Raw genomic sequence first — 18,255 nt, forward strand, 5'->3', positions numbered from 1 at the left:
CCATAACCACGCATTCTACGGGGGACACTTCTGCTTTGCACAAAAGGGGACTTTTCTGAATTGGGTTGACAACCTCAACATAGAAAGGAGCGCGGGAGCGGGAGGCTTGCTTCGCAAGCCGCGCTATCCCTCCTTGGCCTTGCGGCCGGGGTTTCCCGCGCAAACTGATGACGGCCCTCCATGCCGCGCAGTGATACGGTCTTGCGCCCGCCAACCCCGCGTCCGATCATGGCCACACCCGGGGGTATCGCGCAAGCTATCCAGAACATTCTCAGCGCCTTGCGTATCCATCTGCTCACGCAAGATGACCGAGGCCGCCGCCGGTACCTCACGCACACTCTGGGCACGTTGTGTGGCGGTGACCACCACCTCATCCAGATAACTGTCTGGTGCCGCCAGGAGGGTATCAGGAACACACAGCGCGCAAACACCTAAAAGCGCGGGAAATGCCCGACGTAGCGGGTCAGGCCAGAGAAATGGCGAAATATCAGAGCAAAAAACAGTTCTTGATTTTTTCTTCATTCTTCATCAAAATTCCCTACTGTAGATAGGTTATCTACAAGCGCGAAGGTTTCGCGTTCCATGGTCGGGGTCGAAGTCGAATCGCAAAGTTGTTCTCTGTTCAGGATGAACGCCGAGGCCACTTTTATGGCGCAAGCTGGGTTTCGACGGCTGAAACCGCCCATGTTGCCGGTGTTGACCGGCCATTCGGTTGGGACTGCTCAACCAGGACTCCAGTTGCTCGCCCGCAAGGGTGTTATCAACGGAGAGCGAAGTGCCTAAAAATCGCATAAGCAACTTTGTTTAGGTTTTTAGGAGCAGGGGGAGTAGACGCGCAAAAACTCGCAGCTGAGCCGATGGCGGGTGCCATCGGCGTAGCAAAGTTCGAGCTGGCGCGAGCGCTGATGCAGGCGGATGTCCAGGGGGCGCACGGTGCTCATAGAATATAGCGGCTTAAGTCTTCGTTTTTGATCAGCGCGGCCAGGCGACCGTTGACATAATCGGCGTCAATGGTCACGGCCTGGGTATTATCCGGGGCCTCAAAGGACACCTGTTCCAGCAGGCGCTCTATCACCGTATGCAGACGCCGGGCGCCGATGTTTTCGGTGCTTTCGTTGACCTGAAAGGCAATCTCTGCGATGCGGCGCACCCCGCTGTCTACGAAATTCAGGGTGACGCCTTCGGTGGCGAGCAGGGCGCTGTATTGTTCGGTCAACGAGGCCTTGGGTTCAGTGAGAATACAGACGAAATCATCGGTGGTCAGGGCCTTGAGCTCCACCCGGATGGGCAGACGCCCCTGCAATTCGGGGATCAGGTCAGAGGGTTTGGCCAGATGAAAGGCTCCGGAGGCGATAAACAGGATATGATCCGTGCGCACGGTGCCAAATTTGGTGCTGACGGTGCAACCCTCTACCAGCGGCAATAGATCGCGCTGCACACCTTCGCGGGAGACATCGGCACCCGCATATTCGCCGCGCTTGGCGACTTTATCAATCTCGTCGATGAATACAATGCCGTTTTGCTCGACATTGCTCACCGCTTTGAGCTTAACCTCCTCCTCATTCACCAGGGCGGCGGCCTCTTCATCCGTGAGAATCTTGAAGGCCTCGCGCACGCTGAGACGGCGGGTGCGGGTGCGTCCGCCGCCCAGGTTCTGAAACAGGCCCTGGAGCTGGCTGGCCATGTCTTCCATGCCCGGTGGGGTCATGATCTCCACCCCGGTGGGGATGGTCTTGACCTCCACATCAATCTCGCGCTCATCGAGCTGGCCTTCGCGCAGGCGCTTGCGCAGCTTTTGGCGGGTTTCGGAATCCTCACGCGGCGGCGCTTCTGTCATGAAACTGTTATTAGTGCGCGGACGCGGGAGCAGGGCATCCAGAATGCGCTCCTCGGCGGCTTCTTGCGCCCGGTGGCGCACCTTGCCCATTTCCTGCTCGCGGGTCATTTTTACCGCTGCATCCACCAGATCGCGGATAATCGACTCTACATCGCGTCCTACATAGCCAACTTCGGTAAATTTGGTGGCCTCAACCTTGACAAAGGGGGCATTGGCCAAACGCGCCAGACGCCGGGCAATCTCGGTTTTGCCCACGCCGGTGGGGCCAATCATCAGGATATTTTTCGGTGTCACCTCATGGCGCAGGGTCTCAGGCAGTTGTTGGCGGCGCCAGCGATTGCGCAGGGCAATGGCAACGGCGCGCTTGGCCTCCTGTTGGCCGATAATGTGCCGATCCAGTTCTTGCACAATCTCGCGTGGGGTCATTTCAGACATAACAAAACAGGTATCCTAAAAGCTAAGGTGTGGCGTTTGATGAAAACAGGTCTGCTGCCTTGCCCGTCGCGCTGCCGCTCAAGGGATGCGGTGCGAGGCGTTGGCGACAAGATGGCCTATCTATAAGGTTTCGATACTCAGATGGTGATTGGTGTAGATACAGATATCTGCGGCGATATTCAGGGCCTTGGTGACAATTTCTTGCGCCTGTAGCTCGGTATTATCCAGCAAGGCCCGCGCCGCTGCCTGGGCAAAAGGGCCTCCAGAGCCAATCGCAATCAGGCTGTCTTCGGGTTCAATTACATCACCATTGCCCGAGATAATCAGCGAGCTTTCCTGGTCAGCCACGGCCAACAGGGCCTCTAAACGGCGTAGCATTCGATCCGTGCGCCAGTCTTTGGCGAGCTCTACCGCAGCGCGGGTGAGGTTGCCGCTGTATTTTTCCAGCTTGCCCTCAAAGCGCTCAAACAAGGTGAAGGCATCGGCGGTACCGCCCGCAAAACCGGCTAACACCTTGTCCTGATAGAGCCGTCTGACCTTGCGGGCATTCCCCTTCATGATGGTATTGCCCAAGCTCACTTGTCCGTCACCGCCCAAGGCGACACAGCCACCCCGGCGTACGGAGACAATGGTGGTACCTCTAAATTGTTCCAAAATCGCTCGTCTCTCTATGCAAATCGTCACAAAGCGCATGGCTGCGCCGCTTAATCCGGGCATTCTTGCATAATCACCCGCTTTTGCGAAGATACGCAGAGATACCCAAATTCCCTCAAGCAGCGACGCAGAGGCGATTGCGCCCGGTGCGTTTGGCCTCCAGCAGGGCGTTGTCGGCGGCTTGCAGTAAGGTCTCGCCGATTCCTGGCAGGGCCGCCGCGCTGGGGGGGCGAGTATTCAGGCAGGCCAGGCCCACCGAGAGGGTGATGTTCAGGTGTTCACCGGTGTCTAGCTCAATGGTCAGCGATTCAACCGCGCGGCGGATACGTTCGGCCACGGTGGTTGCCTCCTGCGCCCCCAGACCGGGCAATAACAGCACAAACTCCTCGCCCCCATAGCGGGCCACCAGATCAAAAACGCGCAGATGCTGGGTAATGCAGTGTGCCACCTGACGAATCGCCTCATCCCCTGCCGGATGCCCATAGGTGTCATTGACACGCTTGAAGTGATCAATATCCAGCATCAGGCAGCTCAGACAGCCACCATCGCGGTGGAGTTTGCCCAGCTCATCAAGATAGCGCTGCGCAAAATAGCGCCGGTTGCGTACCCCGGTTAAGGCATCGGTCACACCCAGCTCACGCAAACGTCGCACGTTCAGGGCATTTTCGATGCAGATGCAGGTAATACTGGCCAGATGATTGAGAAAATAGCGCTCAATGCCCCGCTGGTAGCGGGTAGGGTCATGGCTGCCCAAATGTAGCTGGCCGACCCGTTTACCAGTCCGCCACAGCGGCAAAATGGCGATACTGCCGAGATCAGCGCGCTGATTGAAACACAGCCCGTGGGCGGTGCGCTTGTAATCGCCGAGAAAAGCCACGCTACGCAGCATTTCGCGGGCCTGCAGATTGGATAGCAGCATCACCCGCTGATCATCTTGGGCATAGCCTACCTCGGCCAGAAACTGGGCGATTTCGCCATCCACATCCAGCAAGGCAACACTGATGTAATCCAGCGCCGGTTCGATCCGCAAGTCATTAAGCAGGATGGATAAAATAGTGGGCAAATCCAGCGCCGCCACCAGACGCAGCTCAAGATCCAGCAACCAATCCATCGTGCGCTGGTTTTCCTTGGCCTGCGAAATCAGGCGCTGCAAGGTCTCTTTGGAAGACGGGCTGGGGTGTTTAGGAGAATGTTTAGGCATGAGATAGCCGCTTATTTATGCGTGCGCAGTGTGGATGAATGCCTGAGAGGGCTCAAAACAGCGCCGTAATATCGCCGGGCGCGGGGTGGGGCGGCAGCTTATGTATCGGGTCATAGATCACCTGATTAAGATACAGTCCGTCGGGCGGTGCGGTCACGCCCCCCTGGGTGCGATCGCACAGCTGCAGGAGCTGCACTACCCAGTCAGGCGGCTGTTCATGGCGGCCAATGGCAAGCAGTACCCCGGTGATATTACGCACCATGTGATGTAAAAAGCCATCCGCCTCAATGTCGAGGAAAATATACTCGCCCTGGCGCTGGACGCTGACGGCATGGACCGTGCGCACCGGGCTTTTTGCCTGACAGGCCAGGGCACGAAAGCTGCTGAAATCATGCTGACCCAGCAACCCAAGGGCGGCCTGATGCATGAGCATGGCGTCAAGCGTGCCGTGATACCAGGTCACGCGCCCCTGCTGCAGGGCCGGGCGCACAAAGCGATTAAGAATGATATAGCGATAGCGCCGCCGCCGGGCTGAAAAACGGGCATGAAAATCCTCACCCACCGGCGTTGCCCAGCGCACGACCACCGCCGGCGACAGATGCGTATTGGTGCCCAGAATCCAGCTACGCATGGAACGCCGGGCCGGGGTGTCAAAATGCACCACCTGCCCGGTGGCATGAACCCCGGCATCGGTACGTCCGGCACACACCACACTCACCGGATGATTCGCCACGCGAGACAGCGCCTGTTCCACTTCGGCCTGTACGGTATGCACATGCTGCTGTGCCTGCCAGCCGTGGAAGGCTGAGCCATCATATTCAATGCCTAAGGCGATGCGCTGGGTTGACATGGCGGGCATTATAGCGTTTTTTTGCGCACCCGAGGCTGGCCTTTGGGCGTGCGTGGTGCGGGCGGTGTGGTATCACCGACAGGACTTTGTGGCGCTGCCTCCAGCACCTGCACCCGTAGCTCACCTTGCGCCAAACGGACCGATAAACACTGTCCCGGGTGTGTCTGCGCGGCCTGGGTGATGATGTGCCCCTCGGCGTCCTGTAACACTGCATAGCCCCGCGCCAGGGTGGCCAAGGGACTCACCGCCTGCAAGGCACGGGCGTTGCTGGCCAGCCGGTTTTGGGCATGTGTGAGGGTAAAACGCATGTGGGTGTGCAGGCGTTGCTCCAGCTCGTCTAAACGCTGCGCCCACAAAAACAGGCGCTGTCTGGGCTGTTGCTGCTTTAAGCGATGCTGCAAATGCTGCAGTTTTGCCTGCTGCTGGCGCAATTGCGCCGCGAGACTGCGCTGCAGACGCTGGCGATACATCTGCAGCTGCGCATAAACCGCGTGTTGCTCCGGACTCAGCAACTCTGCCGCCGCCGAGGGGGTTGGGGCGCGCGCATCTGCAACAAAATCGGCAATGGTAAAATCCACCTCATGACCCACCGCACTGACCACAGGAATGCGGCTGCAGCGAATGGCGCGGGCCAGGGCCTCATCATTAAACGCCTGCAAATCTTCCAGCGAACCGCCGCCACGGGCCAGAATCAAGGCATCACAGCAGGCATGAGCATTGGCCAAAGCCAGGGCCTGCATCAACTGCGCGGGGGCTTCGCTACCCTGTACCAGGCTGGGATAAACCCACACCGCAATAGCCGGAAAACGCCGCTGCAGGACGCTTAAAATATCGCGTAACGCCGCCCCATTGAGCGAGCTAATCACCCCAATCTGGCGCGCAAAGACAGGCAGTGGGCGCTGGTGGCGGGCATCAAACAAACCCTCTGCCTGCAGTTTGGCTTTAAGCTCGGCAAAGGCACGCTGCAAAGCCCCCTCGCCCGTGGCCTCCATCCGCTCCACCCGCAGCTGAAAACGTCCTTGCAGCGGATACAGCGTGACCTGTGCATACACTCGCACCCACTGCCCATCCGTGGGCTGAAAACGCAGCCGCAGCGCCCGCTGGCGAAACAAGGCACAGGCGATTTGTGCCTGCTCGTCTTTCAGGGAGAAATACAGATGCCCGGAACCCGGACGCGCCAGATTGGAGATCTCACCTTCCACCCACACATAGGCAAAGTGATTTTCCAGCAGGGATTGCGATTCCTGATTCAGGCGCGAAACTGAATAAACCGTTTGCTGTTGCGAATACATTGGCTTTACTCACTACCAAAGTTTTGGCTTGAAGTCTGGGGCATCTCGTCACAAGGGCGGGCTTATCCGCCGGTGAGGTTCATGTCGCGTTTAAGCATGTTGGGGGTGTTGACGGACAAGGGCGGTGGTATGGATTTGTGGGCAAGGGCGTGGGCGATGGCGGTTTCGATATGTGCATCGCTGTATCCGCCGCGTAGCAGCGGACCTAGGGCGACGGCTTTATCCTGCGCCAGGCAGGGAAACAGGCGGCCATCGGCGGTCAGGCGCAGGCGGTTGCAGGTGGCGCAGAAATGACGCGACAGGGGGGTGATGAAGCCCAGGTAGAAATCACTGCCTCGCTGGCGCAGATAGCGCGCCGGACCTCCGCCTTGCAGGCTCACGGGTTCAAGACCAAAGCGGTGTTGCAGCCGCTGTTCCAGGTCATGCAGGCTGAGATAATGCGCATGGGTTATATGCTGGCCTGCGGTACCGATGGGCATGGTTTCAATCAGCCGCAAGGTAAAACCTTGGGCTTGGCAAAAGGCCACCATCGCCTCGATTTCCTCGGCGTTGATGGCCTGCATCACAACCATATTGATCTTGATGGGGCTAAAGCCGACAGCCTTGGCGGCGTTCAAGCCGTCCAGCACGGCATCAAGCTTAAGCCCACTGACGCGGGTAAAGGTATCGGGTTGCAGGCTATCCAGGCTGATATTAAGCCGCCGTATGCCAGCGCAATAGAGTGCCTCGGCCTGTGGGGCCAATAAGGCCGCATTGGTGGATAAGGCAAGTTCTTCTATGCCCGGCAGGGCGTGGATGCGCGCAGCCAGCTCAGCCAGGCCTTTACGCAGCAAAGGCTCTCCCCCCGTCAGGCGCACCCGCCGAATGCCCCGCCGGGCGAAAAGACCCACGACGCGCTCCAGCGCATCAAAATCCAGCCAGTCGCGGCGTAAAAGCGGCTCATTCTGGCCTGAATGGCAATACAGACAGCGGCCATTGCAGCGGTCGATCACGGATAGGCGTAAATACTCAATAGGACGCCCAAAGGGGTCTTGCAGCTTTGTCATGCGATGATGCGCCTTAGCGAGGGTGGTTCGTCGTGAGACAGGAGGGCCGCATCTGTGGCCCCGCCAAGGGTGGCTTTATGGCTTTATCCGGTCTGTGTGGGTGACTGACGAAGGATCACACAGATTCATTGACCCGTGTGCTCAAATGTCTGGACGTCGATCCTGTTCGGGCAACAACCACCAAAACAGCAACTGACGCTGCATCGTCACGCTCAAACCTGGAAGCGTCCTACCCGCTCTTGCAGGTGTGCTGCCAGCCTGGCCAGCTCATCGCTGGCTAGGGCAATCTGATCGGAACTGGCCGAGGTCTGTTCCACAGCCTGGGCGATGTTGGTGATATTGCGGTTGATTTCCTCGGTCACCGCCGACTGCTCCTCGGCGGCACTGGCGATCTGGGCGGTTATATCACTGATGCTGTTGACGGCGCTGGTGATGGTCTTGAGAGAATCCCCCGCCTTAACAGCCTGAATCACACTCTGACCTGCCTGGCCTCGTCCCTGCTCCATTACTTTTACGGCACCGGCTGTGCCCGACTGCAGCCTTTCTATCATGGCTTGGATCTCTGTGGTAGAGGTCTGTGTGCGGCTTGCCAGGGTTCGCACCTCATCAGCCACGACCGCAAAGCCCTTCCCCTGTTCACCGGCCCGGGCGGCCTCGATGGCGGCGTTAAGGGCCAGCAGATTGGTCTGTTCGGCAATGCCACGGATCACCTCCAGCACCTTGCCGATATCGTCACTGTCTTCGGATAGTCGGGCAATCACTTGGGACGCATTCTCGACCTCCCCCGCCAGTGATTCGATGCCATGAATGGCTTCCTTAACGACCATTTCCCCTGTTGCAGCTTCCTGACGCGTGGCGGCAGCCGCATGTGCCGCCTCGGATGCATTGCGGGATACCTCGTGTACCGTGGCCGTCATTTGGTTCATGGCAGTGGCCACCTGATCGGTTTCAGAGTGCTGTCGCCGAAGCTGCTTACGGGTATCTTCCATGGTGTTGGATAATTCCTTGGCAGCTGCCGCAAGCTGAGTAGACGCCGCGCTTGCCTGCCGCACCAACTCACGGATTTTAGCGACGAATTCATTGAACGCTCTGGCCAGGCCGGACAACTCATCCCGCCCTTGGGCATCCAGCTGCCGGGTCAGATCACCCTCCCCGCGGGAAATGTCGTACAGGGCATCGGATAACCGGGCAATGGGTCTCACGATAACCCGAGCCAAAAAGACAGCGACGACCATTCCTATTACCACCAGCAACAAGATACCCAGCACCATATGCGCCACCATCTGATTCACCCCCTGATTGACGATGGCGTCGATCTGCTGCCGCGATATACCCAGAAACAGGATGCCGATGACCTGATTGGAGGCATCCTTGATGGGCTCATAGACCGTAAGGTGGGATACGCCCAGGATCTGCGCCTCACCGATGTAGCGCTGCCCTGCCGAGACAGGCGCGAAGGCCGAACTGGCCTGACCCAGTTGCGTACCCACGGCCCGACGCCCATCTGATAGACGAATACTGGTGGTCACTCGCGTGAAGTCCCGGCCATCCTGCGCAAACACCGTTGCGAGTACACCGAGCTCCTGGCCAAGCCTGTCTACCACCTCGAAACGATCATTGATCGGCTTGCCTTGAGCATCTATCAGCTTCCCGTCCACCAGACGCAACGAGCCCCACTCACGGAAGACATAATTTCCCGCCGACCAGATGTCTCCCTCGATCTTCATCCTTAGGGTATGGTCCACCAATACGTGCCCCATGCGTCCGGCTCCCTGGCCGGCAATGAGCAAGGCCGCCACACCGATCAGAATCATCAGGATCACCGTGACAGCGATCAAACGCGTGCGAATGGTCAGATTATTCCACATGAGATAGATCTTCCGCGCAAAGGTTTTAGATGCCGAGGTCTATCCATCCAGCCTAAAAACGCAAATAATGGATATAAATTATGGGATCAGCGAGGAATCAATGACATACCTAAGCCTGCTGACAAGGTTTATAATAAAATTATTATATGCAATTAACCCTAAAGCATATAATGCCAAAAACCGCCAGGCCTGAAAGCGAAAAATGCTTTTTTCTTGATCCAGATTCGGTTTGAACCGTCAACCCCATCAAAAAATCCCTTTGTGAGCTGATGTCCTTCATGCGTATATTCATGAAGCATAAATAAAAATCACACAATACCTGCATCATCGTCGCATCAAGCGGTATAAGCCATGCCAGGTGGGTAGCGTTCTTGGCGTTCCATCTGCCGACCATCCATGCCAGCCTTACCGTTGAAGCATATCTTGCCAAGTGAAGATGGGGCAGACTGCCGACACGAATATATCAATGGCTCGTTTTATGCCATAAGAAAACGCTGATTTATTCGCTTTCTGAAAATATAAAATAATTATGAATTAATTTCTTGTGGTTATAAAAAACCGAAAAACTCAAATAAATCAGCGTTTCCCAAAGGACGCTGCCCATGCAAGCAGATCATTTTAAACCCTCAACTGGAATACCCCGTCACACCACAAAACAGCTGTTGCTTGCCCTACCATCTGGAAAAACTGACCCAGCTGGAGACCTTTAACCTTGTGCCAAAAGGGGGCTCGGCGCTCTTGGGGCAGCATTGGCTGACGGCGCATACATGCAATTAGCAATCATTTTCATTATTGCTTTTGCCTGTTTTTTGCAATAGACTCAAAAGCAATGTTTTTTGGGATAGCGGCGTGCGCGTGGGAGGTGATGGGCTTTGGCGGGTTTGCCCGGCCTTCTTGCGGGTCTGCGTTAAGGACTCCATGCGTTCTGTTGATTGACTTAATATTTTGAATCAATGAGATAATCATTTATTCTTTCCTTGAATTGCCTGTTCGGCATCCTGTTATGGCGTGTGAATCCGTTAAATATACCTCTTCTGTGCCCGCTGTGAGGGCTAAACCCTGGATCTGGGGGGTAATCATCAGCGTGGCGCTGCATGCTTTTGCGGTGGGGGGGATGTTGTATCAAGGAGCGGTGCGGGTCAGTGAAGCGGAATATCTGGTTGAGGTTGTTTTGCTGGAGGCGGCTTTGATCAGTGCACCAGCAGGCTTTGGCGAGGCGCGTCCGGAGGAGGAGGTCGCCGTGACAGTGGCATCGGAGAATGTGATGGCCGAGGCGCCAAGTGCTGCACAGCCGATATTGCCAACACCGCCTGTCCCGAAACCTACGCCAGAGCCCAAGCCAGAGCCCAAGCCAGAGCCCAAGCCAGAGCCCAAGCCAGAGCCCAAGCCAGAGCCCAAGCCAGAGCCCAAGCCAGAGCCGAAACCTGTGGCACGTCACACATCGCCCGAGGTCGCGGCAGCGGATCAGCGCGCTACAGCGACTGCAGAAGGCCGTACCAGTGATCTGCCCACCTCGACCGCCGCTGCCCGCGCGAATGCCGGGAATGCGCATGGCGCTCAGAGCGGTGCTCAGCCATCATCTAATATGACCGCCCCCGTTTTCAGCGCGGCGTATCTGCATAATCCACCGCCGACCTATCCACGGGTATCGCGTCGTTTAGGTGAGCAGGGCGAGGTACAACTCCGCGTGAAGGTCAATCCTCAAGGGCGTGCCAGTCACGTCGAGATTGCCCGCTCCAGTGGGTTTGCACGGCTGGATCAGGCCGCAGCGGCGGCGGTGAGTCAGTGGCAGTTTAAACCCGCGCAACAAAACGGCCAGGCCATTGAGGCCTGGGTGATGATCCCCATTAGTTTCAACCTGGAATCCTGATTGAATTATTATGAATATTGCACTGGTTTTTGAGCATGGTGATTGGGTGCTGATTGGCGTGTTTTTGACATTATTTGCCATGTCTGTGATCACCTGGGCCTTGATCTTTAATAAATCGCTGCTCAGTTGGCGCCTGCGCCGGGGCAATGCGGCATTTGCGCAGGCCTTTTGGCAGTCGCATAGCGCATCACAGGCCTTGTGGCTGGCGCACGAGAGCAAGACCCCCTTGGCCGAGATTGCGCAGGCGGGGCTTTTGGGGCAACAACATTACCGTCGGCGCGATGGCTCGACCTTGCAAGCAGCCTGCTCGATGGATGAGTTTTTGGTGCGAGCCATTCGCAATGCGATGACCAAGGCACTCGCCCGCCAACAGTCCGGCCTGACCTTTCTCGCCTCGGTGGGCAGTACTGCGCCGTTTATCGGTTTATTTGGGACGGTCTGGGGGATTTACAATGCGCTGATGGATATTGCCGCAGCAGGCAGCGCCAGCATGGATGTGGTGGCCGGGCCTTTGGGGGAAGCCCTGGTTGCCACGGCAGCTGGCTTGGCGGCCGCGATTCCGGCAGTGCTAGCCTACAATGCCTTTAATCGCTTCAATCGCACCCTATCGCAGGAAATGGACGCCTTTGCCTATGATCTTCATGCCTATCTGACCACCGGCAGCGCAGTGAACATGGGCGCATCGGAAACATCTGCTCCCCCTGCCACGACTGCGATGGTGGAGGAGCGCTGATGGCCTTTGGCAGCTTCAATCAAGGCGATGATCATGATATGGCTGAAATCAACGTGATTCCCTTGGTGGACATCATGTTGGTTTTGCTGGTGATTTTTATTATTACCGCCCCGGTGATCACGCACGCGGTTAAAATCGATCTGCCCCAGGTCAGCCACGAACGCCATGAAACCCAGCTCGAACATCTCACCTTAAGCCTCGACAGCATGGGTCATTTATACTGGAATAATGAGCCCATTGCCCTGGAGCGCCTGCGTGTGCAGTTGCAGGAGGCGGTCGCACAAAATCCCGATCTGGAAGTGCATCTGCGCGCCGATCAGGCCACCCCGTATGCGCACATTGCCCGTATCCTGGTGGATACACGAAGCAGCGGGGTTCGCCGTATCGGCTTTATTACTGAGCCAGAATAACCACCTTGCAACCCATCGTCAGCCCGTTGGACCATTGGATCAATCAAGCCAGTCATATCATATATTTTTTTATTTATTAATGAGTTATTCCGATCCTGGCAACCCGTCTGCATTTTTACCAGGGGAGCGAAAATCTGATGACGGAAATCACGACGCCCAGTAAATGCCCAGTGATTTATTAAACCGGCAATCAAATAGCGGCGCATTGTGCGATGATATGTTGCATGAAAAAAGAGGATGCCAAAACCCTGCACCCGGCGGCGCAGGAAAAAAAGCGCAAGACGGCGATTCGTCTTTTAAAACAGAAAGCACTGTCCCATCTTCGCAAACTGCAAAAGCTGCCCAAGTGGGTGGCGAGCTATTTCCAGGCCGAATCCATTCAATATGCAGCAGCGTAGCTGTTTGATTGCCGGGTTAATATTATTCACTACCATTTGCGGGGCTATCCGCTTTGCACACATGATGATTTATTCTACGAATGCCTGTATACACAGGCGCTGGCTGTTTGCTGTGCTGCTGTTTTTCATAATGATGTTGCCGCTCGCCGCACAAGCACTCGCCCAATCCACCGCAGATCATCGTAAATTTGAGCAGTTACAGGGGCCGTTTGCATCAGGCCCCGAGGTTACTCAGGCCTGCCTTTCGTGTCATACCGAAGCGGCCTTGCAAGTGCATCAAAGCATTCATTGGACGTGGTCTTTTGATCACCCTGCAACGGGGCAACGGCTGGGGAAACGCCATGCCCTGAATAACCTGTGTCTGGGGCTGGCCAATAATTATCCACGTTGTACCAGTTGCCATATTGGCTATGGTTTTGCGGATGCCAGCTTTGATCTGACTGCTCAGGATAAGGTGGACTGCCTGATTTGTCATGACACAACGGGCACCTATTTCAAATTTCCCACAGGCGCCGGGCATCCGCCTTATGAAGACACACTGTTTCGGGGAAAACGCCTGCAGGCACCGGATCTTGCTCATGTCGCGCAGCATGTAGGCCCGAGCAGTCGGCAAAGTTGCGGAGCCTGTCACTTTGAAGGGGGCGGCGGAGATGCCATCAAGCACGGTGATCTGGATAGTAGCCTCATTGCCCCGCCGGTATCGGTGGATGTACACATGTCACCTGATAGCCTGAATTTTAGCTGCTCAACCTGTCATGAATTTACCGGACATATCCAGGAAGGCAGCCGTTATCTGCTGCGGGCCAGACCAACTGCGGGCATCGCCGTACCTGGTCGCGACAATGAGCGACCTGCCTGTGAATCGTGTCACGGTGTTGCACCGCATGTTCCGGGTATCCATAACAAACTCAATGAACACGCTCGCATTATTGCCTGCCAGACCTGCCACATTCCTGAAATTGCCCGGGGCGGTCTGCCGACCAAAACACGATGGGATTGGTCAACGGCGGGCCAGCGCGATGCACAGGGACGACCCATCAACGAAATGCAGGAAGGACGGGTCTACTACGATGGCATGAAAGGGCATTTTTCCTGGGATCAGGCTTATGCCCCTGACTACTTCTGGTTTGATGGCAGCATGCGTTACACCCTGCTGGATGAGCCTATCGATCCCCAGCATGTTGTGGATGTCAATTATCCGCTGGGAGATTTTGCCTCGCCAGATGTGCGCATCTGGCCCTTTAAAATCATGTATGGGCGCCAGCCTTTTGATGCGGTGAACCAAACCTTAGTGGTGGCGCAGCTGTTTGGCAGCGACCCTAACGCCTATTGGCAAGGCTATGACTGGGTGCGCGCCATTGATTCAGGGATGCGTGAAGCCAAGGCGCTGGGACAGGTCCGTCATGCCTTTAGCGGTACCTATGGATTTGTCGAGACGCGCACCTACTGGCCGGCAAGCCACATGGTCGCCCCGGCAGCAGACGCCTTGCCGTGTGAGGCCTGTCATCAGCGTAACGGGCGCCTGAGTGGGCTACCTGGCGTCTACATCCCCGGACAGCATCGTTATGCGCTGATCTCTACGGTTGGCTGGTTTTTGGTCTTCGTAAGCCTGCTGGGGGTGATTCTTCATGGCACCATGCGCTACATCCTCCATGTACGCAAGCAGCGCTCAACAGGTGGGGTATGAACCGGATACGCATATTTTCCCGTTTCGAGATCTTTTGGCACTGGGCACAGGCCTTGCTCATCGTTGGATTATTAGCCACAGGCTTTGAAATGCATGGCAGCTACACCTGGCTTGGCTTTGAAAGCGCCTTCAAGACGCATATTGTGCTTGCCTTTGGCCTGATCGTACTATGGGCTTTCGCCATCTTCTGGCATCTGGTGACGGGGGAATGGCGTCAATACATGCGCCCTCAAAATGCCCGCATCGTCTCAATCATCATGTACTATGCCTACGGTATTTTCACGGGTGAACACCGGCCCTATACAACCACCCCTGCGGCCAAACACAACCCCCTGCAGCGCCTGGCCTACGTCATATTTAAGGGATTGATTGCACCGGCATTGTGGATATCCGGATTGCTATTGCTGTTTTATGCAACCTGGCAAGCGCACCTGCCCGGCGCTTATCTCGAACTATCCTGGATCGCCGCCATCCATGTCTCGGCCGCCTTTGCTCTGCTGGTTTTTTTGATCGGCCACATCTACATGGCCGCAACCACAGCGACCCCTTGGTATGGCTACCTGTACGCCATGATCACCGGGTATCAAAAAATGACACAGACACCATCAGATCACCATGACACGCAAAAAGACAAGCAGCAACGTTAGCTAAGCTGATTCAATTTCTTTAAAAAATCTAGGGCTTACGCATATTGACACGCAAACAATAATTGCGTAGCTAATCTGCAACGCCAATGCTCGGGGTCGCGTTCTTGTTGCTGAGCTTAGGCTTCGCGCTCCCTGAGTCGCTCCCCGGCAGGATTAGCCGGGTATAGCGATCCATTCCTGGCCGCCCATGTAGGGCTGCAAGACGTCCGGAATGCGAATCCGTCCATCGGCTTGCTGATAATTTTCCACCACCGCGACCAAGGTGCGACCGACGGCCAGCCCGGAGCCGTTGAGCGTGTGCAGTAGCTCTGGTTTGCCGGTTTCTGGGTGGCGATAGCGCGCCATCATGCGGCGGGCCTGAAAGTCTTCAAAATTGGAACACGAGGAAATCTCGCGGTAACAGCCCTGACCGGGTAGCCACACTTCAAGGTCATAGGTTTTGGCCGAAGCAAAGCCCAGATCACCGCAGCATAAGGCCATGACGCGATAGGGCAGGCCGAGCTTTTGCAAAATCACCTCGGCATGGCCGGTTAATGTCTCCAGCGCCTGCCAGGAATCCTGCGGCTGCACCAGCTGCACCAGCTCTACCTTTTCAAATTGATGCTGGCGAATCAAGCCCCGCGTATCCTTGCCATAAGAACCGGCCTCGGAGCGAAAACAGGGCGTATGGCAGACAAAACGCGCCGGTAGCTCGCTGGCTTCCAGAATGCTATTGCGCACCAGATTGGTGACCGGCACTTCAGCGGTGGGAATCAGGTAATACTCCAAATCCCCCTCAAGCTTGAACAAATCCGCCGCAAACTTGGGCAGTTGCCCGGTGCCGCGCAGGCTGTCGGCATTGACCAGATAGGGGACATACAGCTCTTGATAGCCGTGCTCCTGGGTGTGCGTATCCAGCATGAATTGAATCAGGGCACGATGCAAACGCGCAAGCCCGCCGCGCAGCACTGCAAAACGGCTGCCGGTGAGTTTGGTGGCGGCGGCAAAATCCATCCCGCCCAGCTCCGCCCCCAGATCGACATGATCACGCGGACTAAAGCTAAAATTCGGCGGTTCTCCCACCCGGCGAACTTCCAGATTATCGGCCTCGCTGTGGCCATCGGGTACGCTGTGATGGGGAATATTGGGAATTTCCATCACCAGCGCCTGCAGTTGCGCCTGCAAGGCTTCCAGTTCACGCTCAGCGGCGCTTAATTCCTCGCCCAGTTGTGCAACCTCGGCGCGCAAAGGTTCAATATCCTGACCTTGGGCCTTGGCCTGACCGATTGCCTTGGAGCGGGTATTACGCTCGTTTTGCAACGTCTGGGTGCGCACCTGCAAGGCCTTGCGCTGTGTCTCCAAGGCATTGAAGGTATTGGTATCCAGGGTCACACCACGGCGCGCCAGGTGTCTGGCAATTTCATCAATTTCGCTACGCAAACGGCGGGGGTCAAGCATGGGAACAATGATCTCTTTGTTTTGTATGAATGGAAAAGGCACGCATCAAAGGCGCAACCCCTTCAGGAGTTACGCAGTTGGAGACTGCGAAAAATATAAAAAATCATGTTTCATCCTTCGCGCCCTTCGCGGCTTCGCGTGACTCATTAAAGACTGAACACTGAAAAGTGTGGCGCAGCCGCCACTGAAGGGCCGATCTCACGCGAAGACACGAAGACGCGAAAAATATAAAATCGAAGCAGCGCGGGATTAAGCGTCGTCTTCGGGGTGTTTATAATAATGCAAGGTGTAGGTGCTACCGCCCTGCAGGAGACGAAATTCCACCTGATGCCAACCCGCTGCGACATTGGCAAAATTCACCGTGGCGCGCAGATGTCCTTGGGCATTGGTCACACCGACCCGCCCACTGCCATCACCGTGCGCATAGGTCACCGGAAAAGGCGTGCGCCCCTCGGCGGTGAGGGCAATGCGCTGATCCGCCAGCCCGATACCGGTCACCCGATCCAGCGCCAGGGGATCCAGCCGGTCACGCGCCAGCAAATCCACCTCGCAACGATCCCCGGCACAGCGGTAGCGTCCCAACAACTCGGCGGCATCCGGCCCCAGAATCCGCACCCGCGAAGGCGGCCCCGGATGGGTGAAGAAGTCGATATTGATCGCCTCCGTACCGGGTAACTGTGCCGATACCTGAATATTGGCTGTGGTGCAAGCATCACCATCCGTGGCCAGGACGCCGCTGCTAAAGCCGGTTTGTCCTGACATCACCACCTGCGCCGTTCCGGGCAGGCCGATCTGATAATGAATATCTGGCTGAAATGCCGGATAAGGCGGGATCAATAATTCCGGCGGTAGAAAAGTCCCGGCAGCGGCCAGCACACACAGCTGAAATTCATGCGTGGTATTGGCCTTCAGCTCACGCGCAGACACCAGCACGCGATGTTCCGCCTGCGCCGGCGGCGGCAGGAATTTCACCTGCGGATGATCCAGAACCACGCTCACCTGATGATCCGCCGTATGCGCCACCAAAATCACCTGTTGCAGGCTGCGACTGTCGGGAAAGGCAAACCAGGTATGCACCTGACCAAATTCATCGGTATAGCCGGTATCCATGATACTGCCATGTTCACCATAGCTGATCACATAGGGAACATTGATCCCCGTATCAAACTCCCGCGTCAATAACGGCTCATCCGCACTGGTGCGCAGACAGTCGGGCGTACACCCGGGAATAGTGAGCGACTCAATGCGTCGCACCCCAAGATGATAGGCATTAATGGCCTCACCCACAGGACGTAACAACACTTCATCATGGAGCCGCACCCCGCGCGCCAGCAAATTGCCCAAAGGAATATACAGTAAGCGATCATTTTCCACCGGATCCGCCGTCCGTCCCTGAATCAAAAACTCACCAGGCGGATTCGCTGGATAATGGCGCAAACTGCCATCCAGCAAACGAAAATGAATCGGCGTACCCGGCTCTACCGGATACCCATCCTCTGCCAAGGCTACCACGCTGATCGGCTGAATGGTCCAGCCATCAAACGACTGCGCATGCACAGACACCGACTCGCCCGCCGTCACCGCATCCACATACGTCCCCAAAAACTGCAGCGAATGCACCGGACGCTCAAGCCCACGCAACTCATCCGGAATCGGCTGGGCAGGCTCAGGATTATTGCTGCTGCTATTACACCCATAAAGCCCGACCAACCCCAGCAAACACACGCCCACTAGCAGGCTTAAGCGATATATCGCCACTTGATGCTCCTCCGTCATGAAATAAAAATAACGCCGTATTGCGCGCCAGCCGCCGCGCAGGATTCACCTCATACACACACGCAATACTAACAAGCCCCAAGGCGTTTGGGCAGTGTATCCGTCGATAAGACC

At 56.5% G+C, this 18,255-nt stretch carries 16 protein-coding genes and 1 pseudogene; 6 read left to right on the forward strand and 11 right to left on the reverse strand.

Annotation, left to right across the window (positions count from 1 at the left end; translation table 11 throughout):
* Positions 1-123: 123 nt before the first annotated feature.
* The 9 genes and pseudogenes from THISIDRAFT_RS08325 to THISIDRAFT_RS08365 form a co-directional block, all read right to left on the reverse strand.
* The gene (locus THISIDRAFT_RS08325; protein ID WP_174269479.1) at positions 124-522 is read right to left on the reverse strand and encodes a TonB-dependent receptor plug domain-containing protein; all 399 of its coding nucleotides are present in this window, start codon (positions 520-522) and stop codon (positions 124-126) included.
* 299 nt (positions 523-821) lie between these two features.
* Positions 822-941 (reverse strand): annotated as a pseudogene (locus THISIDRAFT_RS08330) (gamma-butyrobetaine hydroxylase-like domain-containing protein); the annotation flags it as partial.
* Positions 938-2,272, reverse strand: a complete 1,335-nt coding sequence (hslU, locus tag THISIDRAFT_RS08335; RefSeq protein WP_006788426.1) for an ATP-dependent protease ATPase subunit HslU — start codon at positions 2,270-2,272, stop codon at positions 938-940. The gene hslU and the pseudogene THISIDRAFT_RS08330, both read right to left, overlap by 4 nt.
* 120 nt (positions 2,273-2,392) lie before the next feature.
* Positions 2,393-2,926, reverse strand: coding sequence for an ATP-dependent protease subunit HslV (gene hslV, locus THISIDRAFT_RS08340; protein ID WP_040853063.1), 534 nt, complete (start codon positions 2,924-2,926; stop codon positions 2,393-2,395).
* A 115-nt stretch (positions 2,927-3,041) separates the two neighbouring features.
* Positions 3,042-4,127, reverse strand: a complete 1,086-nt coding sequence (locus THISIDRAFT_RS08345; RefSeq protein ID WP_006788428.1) for a GGDEF domain-containing protein — start codon at positions 4,125-4,127, stop codon at positions 3,042-3,044.
* 52 nt (positions 4,128-4,179) lie between these two features.
* Positions 4,180-4,986 (reverse strand): tRNA pseudouridine(38-40) synthase TruA, encoded by an 807-nt coding sequence (truA, locus tag THISIDRAFT_RS08350; protein ID WP_006788429.1) that lies wholly within the window; start codon positions 4,984-4,986, stop codon positions 4,180-4,182.
* Positions 4,986-6,269 (reverse strand): exodeoxyribonuclease VII large subunit, encoded by a 1,284-nt coding sequence (xseA, locus tag THISIDRAFT_RS08355; RefSeq protein ID WP_006788430.1) that lies wholly within the window; start codon positions 6,267-6,269, stop codon positions 4,986-4,988. The genes truA and xseA overlap by 1 nt, the downstream gene beginning before the upstream one ends.
* A gap of 62 nt (positions 6,270-6,331) precedes the next feature.
* On the reverse strand, positions 6,332-7,315 hold the full coding sequence (gene moaA, locus THISIDRAFT_RS08360) for a GTP 3',8-cyclase MoaA (protein WP_006788431.1): 984 nt from the start codon (positions 7,313-7,315) through the stop codon (positions 6,332-6,334).
* Between the two features lie 212 nt (positions 7,316-7,527).
* On the reverse strand, positions 7,528-9,183 hold the full coding sequence (locus THISIDRAFT_RS08365) for a methyl-accepting chemotaxis protein (protein ID WP_006788432.1): 1,656 nt from the start codon (positions 9,181-9,183) through the stop codon (positions 7,528-7,530).
* Positions 9,184-10,267: 1,084 nt separating this feature from the next.
* Here THISIDRAFT_RS08365 and THISIDRAFT_RS08370 point away from each other — a divergent pair.
* From THISIDRAFT_RS08370 to THISIDRAFT_RS08395, 6 genes are all read left to right on the forward strand, one after another.
* A complete protein-coding gene (locus tag THISIDRAFT_RS08370) occupies positions 10,268-11,053 on the forward strand; it encodes an energy transducer TonB (protein ID WP_050984939.1) in 786 nt (261 codons plus the stop codon).
* Positions 11,054-11,063: 10 nt separating this feature from the next.
* Positions 11,064-11,786, forward strand: a complete 723-nt coding sequence (locus THISIDRAFT_RS08375) for a MotA/TolQ/ExbB proton channel family protein (RefSeq protein WP_006788434.1) — start codon at positions 11,064-11,066, stop codon at positions 11,784-11,786.
* Positions 11,786-12,196 carry an ExbD/TolR family protein gene (locus THISIDRAFT_RS08380; RefSeq protein ID WP_006788435.1) on the forward strand — a complete coding sequence of 137 codons (411 nt, stop codon included), beginning with the start codon at positions 11,786-11,788 and terminating at the stop codon, positions 12,194-12,196. The genes THISIDRAFT_RS08375 and THISIDRAFT_RS08380 overlap by 1 nt, the downstream gene beginning before the upstream one ends.
* A 224-nt stretch (positions 12,197-12,420) precedes the next feature.
* Positions 12,421-12,594 (forward strand): hypothetical protein, encoded by a 174-nt coding sequence (locus THISIDRAFT_RS08385; RefSeq protein ID WP_246585357.1) that lies wholly within the window; start codon positions 12,421-12,423, stop codon positions 12,592-12,594.
* Positions 12,595-12,655: 61 nt separating this feature from the next.
* On the forward strand, positions 12,656-14,281 hold the full coding sequence (locus THISIDRAFT_RS08390; protein ID WP_246585358.1) for a tetrathionate reductase family octaheme c-type cytochrome: 1,626 nt from the start codon (positions 12,656-12,658) through the stop codon (positions 14,279-14,281).
* Positions 14,278-14,928, forward strand: a complete 651-nt coding sequence (locus tag THISIDRAFT_RS08395; RefSeq protein WP_006788438.1) for a cytochrome b/b6 domain-containing protein — start codon at positions 14,278-14,280, stop codon at positions 14,926-14,928. The genes THISIDRAFT_RS08390 and THISIDRAFT_RS08395 overlap by 4 nt, the downstream gene beginning before the upstream one ends.
* Before the next feature lie 153 nt (positions 14,929-15,081).
* Here the strand turns inward: THISIDRAFT_RS08395 and serS are convergent, their stop codons facing one another.
* Both serS and THISIDRAFT_RS08405 read right to left on the reverse strand, forming a co-directional pair.
* A complete protein-coding gene (serS, locus tag THISIDRAFT_RS08400) occupies positions 15,082-16,365 on the reverse strand; it encodes a serine--tRNA ligase (protein WP_006788439.1) in 1,284 nt (427 codons plus the stop codon).
* A 249-nt stretch (positions 16,366-16,614) separates the two neighbouring features.
* Entirely contained in the window at positions 16,615-18,123 is a 1,509-nt protein-coding gene (locus THISIDRAFT_RS08405) for a hypothetical protein (RefSeq protein ID WP_006788440.1), read from the reverse strand.
* Positions 18,124-18,255: the final 132 nt, after the last annotated feature.

It is taken from the genome of Thiorhodospira sibirica ATCC 700588 (assembly GCF_000227725.2).
In the GTDB taxonomy this organism is placed as follows: Bacteria; Pseudomonadota; Gammaproteobacteria; order Ectothiorhodospirales; family Ectothiorhodospiraceae; genus Thiorhodospira; species Thiorhodospira sibirica.

Bases quoted from the DNA above. Each gene is read 5' to 3' on its own strand.
- THISIDRAFT_RS08325 (WP_174269479.1), bottom strand. From the start codon at position 522: ATGAAGAAAAAATCAAGAACTGTTTTTTGCTCTGATATTTCGCCATTT.
- hslU (WP_006788426.1), bottom strand. From the start codon at position 2,272: ATGTCTGAAATGACCCCACGCGAGATTGTGCAAGAACTGGATCGGCAC.
- THISIDRAFT_RS08345 (WP_006788428.1), bottom strand. From the start codon at position 4,127: ATGCCTAAACATTCTCCTAAACACCCCAGCCCGTCTTCCAAAGAGACC.
- truA (WP_006788429.1), bottom strand. From the start codon at position 4,986: ATGCCCGCCATGTCAACCCAGCGCATCGCCTTAGGCATTGAATATGAT.
- xseA (WP_006788430.1), bottom strand. From the start codon at position 6,269: ATGTATTCGCAACAGCAAACGGTTTATTCAGTTTCGCGCCTGAATCAG.
- moaA (WP_006788431.1), bottom strand. From the start codon at position 7,315: ATGACAAAGCTGCAAGACCCCTTTGGGCGTCCTATTGAGTATTTACGC.
- THISIDRAFT_RS08365 (WP_006788432.1), bottom strand. From the start codon at position 9,183: ATGTGGAATAATCTGACCATTCGCACGCGTTTGATCGCTGTCACGGTG.
- THISIDRAFT_RS08375 (WP_006788434.1), top strand. From the start codon at position 11,064: ATGAATATTGCACTGGTTTTTGAGCATGGTGATTGGGTGCTGATTGGC.
- THISIDRAFT_RS08380 (WP_006788435.1), top strand. From the start codon at position 11,786: ATGGCCTTTGGCAGCTTCAATCAAGGCGATGATCATGATATGGCTGAA.
- THISIDRAFT_RS08385 (WP_246585357.1), top strand. From the start codon at position 12,421: ATGAAAAAAGAGGATGCCAAAACCCTGCACCCGGCGGCGCAGGAAAAA.
- THISIDRAFT_RS08390 (WP_246585358.1), top strand. From the start codon at position 12,656: ATGATGATTTATTCTACGAATGCCTGTATACACAGGCGCTGGCTGTTT.
- THISIDRAFT_RS08395 (WP_006788438.1), top strand. From the start codon at position 14,278: ATGAACCGGATACGCATATTTTCCCGTTTCGAGATCTTTTGGCACTGG.
- serS (WP_006788439.1), bottom strand. From the start codon at position 16,365: ATGCTTGACCCCCGCCGTTTGCGTAGCGAAATTGATGAAATTGCCAGA.